Here is a 1716-nt window from a genome sequence, read left to right as displayed (position 1 = left end):
GAATCCTTGTGAAGCAAGAATCGGATCGATGTCGCGCGGAATCGGGGCCGCGACTTCGGTGAGGTCGAAGTCATCGAGAGGCTGCGTAATCGTCAGCTCCACTGACGCTGTGGCTGCATTCGCGTCGTGAGTAATTTTGGTAGCCATGAACGGATATTGTCGCAGAATGTGCGTGCGGAATCTGCCTATTTCGAGTTATTTCGGATAGGGCTGGCCAGCCAGGATGGCGAAGGCTCGGTAGATTTGTTCGGCGAGGACGACGCGGGCGAACTCGTGCGGCATGGTCAGTGTGGAAAGAGCAAGCTTCTGTTTTGCGGCGCGGCGGAGGGATTCCGGGAATCCGGCTGCGTCGCCGCAAAGGAAGACAAGCTCACGCGCGCCGCGATCCCGCAGATCGCTGAGCCAGCGGGCAAATTCTACGGAAGTGAATTGTTTGCCGGCGGCGTCGAGCAAGACGATTGTTGCTGAAGGCTCGAGTTTGAGTTTTCGCAGAGCAGAATCGGTGGCCTCGCGCAATTCGGTGGTTTCGATTTCAGCGTAATGACGGATGCGGCCCAGATAATCATCGACCAGCGCGCGCACTTCGGCACGTCGTGTTCGGCCCAGCATGATAATGCGGATTTTCATAATCGAGATTAGGCCAAACCGTATTTCTTGCGTTTCTCGAGCAGCGTCTTGCGGCTGATGCCGAGAATATCGGCGGCTTGGGCGATTTTGTAATGCGTGCATTCGAGAGTGGCGATGATGGCTTCTTTTTCGAGTTCTTCGAGGGAACGGGGGCGCGCGGCGTGCGAAACTTCGGTGCTGGCATTAAGGACAGCAGAGAAATCCTCACGTTTCAGTGTATGCGCTTTCGCGAAAATCAGCGCGTGCTCAATCACATTTTTCAATTCGCGCGCGTTACCTGGCCACGCATAGGCTTCGAGCGCGGCGATTGCCGCGGGATCAATCGTGGCGCTGGCGCGTCCGTGGACGAGCGCGAGACGCGCGAGAAAATGTTCGGCGAGCGGTCGAATGTCTTGGCGGCGTTCACGCAGGGGCAGAACGACGATGACGACGACGTTGAGCCGGAAAAACAAATCCTCGCGAAAATACCCGCCGCGGACGGCGCGTTCGAGATCGGCATTCGTCAGGGCGATCAGGCGCGAGTCCATATCGAGTGTTTCGGTGCCGCCGAGACGCTCGAATTTGTGCTCTTCGAGGACACGCAAGAGTTTGGATTGAATGTTGGGCGCTAGAGCGGCCACTTCGTCGAGCACGATGGTGCCGTCGCGCGCCATTTCGAGGCGCCCGGGCTTGCGCGCTTCCGCGCCCGTGAACGCGCCGCGCTCATGGCCGAAAAGCTCGGATTCGACAAGCTCGGAGGGAAGACTGGCGCAATCGATTTTCAGGAATGCGGCGTCGCGTCGAGGGCTCTGCTCATGAATCCAGCGCGCGAGATGGTCCTTTCCCGTACCGCTTTCTCCGGTGATGAGAACCGTGGTCGATGTGCCGGCGACTTTCCCTGCAATTTCCAACATGCGCTCCGATGCGGGATCAGCCGCGATCCATTCCAGGTGAGCGGCGGTCATAATACGGTGCCAGAAGCGTGCGAGGGACCGGGCTCGGGAACGTCGAAGCGCTTCGCGGAGCGCCACAAGCGCTCGATATCGTAAAAGAGGCGCATTTTTTCGCTGAAGACGTGAACGATGAAGTTGCCGTAGTCGAGCAGAAGCC

The 1716-nt window shown here is 58.5% G+C and carries 3 protein-coding genes; all 3 read right to left on the bottom strand.

Translation table 11 applies throughout. The features are described 5' to 3' along the window. Positions 1-195 precede the first annotated feature (195 nt). The 3 genes from WB528_RS11985 to WB528_RS11975 are packed head-to-tail and all read right to left on the bottom strand — an operon-like array spanning position 196 to position 1711. The gene (locus tag WB528_RS11985) at positions 196-627 is read right to left on the bottom strand and encodes a 23S rRNA (pseudouridine(1915)-N(3))-methyltransferase RlmH (protein ID WP_423888627.1); all 432 of its coding nucleotides are present in this window, start codon (positions 625-627) and stop codon (positions 196-198) included. A gap of 8 nt (positions 628-635) precedes the next feature. Further along, the gene (locus WB528_RS11980; RefSeq protein ID WP_423888626.1) at positions 636-1571 is read right to left on the bottom strand and encodes a sigma-54 interaction domain-containing protein; all 936 of its coding nucleotides are present in this window, start codon (positions 1569-1571) and stop codon (positions 636-638) included. After that, positions 1568-1711 carry an RsfS/YbeB/iojap family protein gene (locus WB528_RS11975; protein ID WP_423888628.1) on the bottom strand — a complete coding sequence of 48 codons (144 nt, stop codon included), beginning with the start codon at positions 1709-1711 and terminating at the stop codon, positions 1568-1570. Before WB528_RS11975 ends, WB528_RS11980 begins: the two co-directional genes overlap by 4 nt. Positions 1712-1716: the final 5 nt, after the last annotated feature.

The sequence above is a fragment of the Bradyrhizobium sp. genome, from assembly GCF_049586575.1.
GTDB lineage: Bacteria > Pseudomonadota > Alphaproteobacteria > Rhizobiales > Xanthobacteraceae > Bradyrhizobium.
The sequence above is the reverse complement of the archived record's forward strand: the minus strand, read 5'-3'. Positions and strand labels throughout refer to the sequence as shown.